Raw genomic sequence first — 1,126 nt, forward strand, 5'->3', positions numbered from 1 at the left:
GTCCGGCGGCCATGCAGCGTCAGGTGATCGTTATCGCCCGAACCGCCGTCCAGGATATAGGAGGAAAAGTCAAAACTGGCTGTGGCACCAATCGTGGCCCTATCGTCACCCGCGCCAAGACGAACGTCCCCGGTCACGGTCCCCTCCAAGGTGACAACCGCGTCGCCATCCCCGTCTTGTATTGCAATGCCAGAGCCCCCCGCAGCCACAATGGCGGTGTCGGCGATATCAATTGTTCCCCCGCCTTCAGCGTCGGAGATCGTGCGGATCGCAGCGCCGTCGTCATCTGCGTTAAATCCGCCAGCGCCGCCCGTCACAATCCCAGCCACGTCCACGTCAAACTCTTTTACACCCAACCAAAATTTTGGGCTGTTGGAGTTGTGATCCACAGTCACGTAATTCCCTGAAACGCGAATTCCGTTTGAACCCGCCCCTGAAGCCGTGACAACAGCACCCGCATCCAGCTTGACAATCGTCTTGGCTTGCGACGTTGAGCCCGGAACAAACCTCACACCATTCACCATCGCATCCGCCTCTGCTTCCGCCCAAAGCCCATGAGAATTCCTCCCAAGCGTGGTGATACTGCCGCCCTTCATCTCCACGACCACATCGGCTGAGCCAGTGGTGTCCGCATGAAGCCCGTGGGAACCCTCGAATGCGTTGACCCTGTTCTCCGTATGGATCGTCCCTCCGGTCATGAGCGCTTTAGCCCCGTTTGTGTTGTCCGAGTTGTTTGTGTGATCCTCGTTGTGAATCCGCACATAAATCGCGGACGCCCCCCCGTGAGTCGTGGTGATTGTGCCACCACGCATTTCCGCCAGCGCGCTCCCCAGGCCACCATTGGCTTGCACAGAAATCCCATGAGCCCATCGACCGTTAATATTGATACTCCCGTTTCTCATGACAGCCTTTGCACTCGCCTCGGATGCACTCTCCGAGTTGTTGGACACCGCCCGTATCCCGTGCGCCTGCTCCCCTTCCGTGGTGATTGTGCTGCTGCCGTTGATGGCATTCATCTCCGCGATTGCGTCACAATCACAGGATGCATCTGCAGCCGCAGAAATCCCAGCGGATCGGTAACCTGTCGTACTAATCACGCCCCTGGTCATGCGCGCTGTCGCCGTAG

General features: G+C 58.4%; 1 pseudogene. It reads right to left on the reverse strand.

Annotated features, from left to right (window positions below):
• Window positions 1-902, reverse strand: a pseudogene (locus ACR0L4_RS23610) (hypothetical protein); the annotation flags it as partial.
• Between the last annotated feature and the right edge of the window lie 224 nt (window positions 903-1,126).

The organism is Ruegeria sp. AB5 (assembly GCF_056542645.1).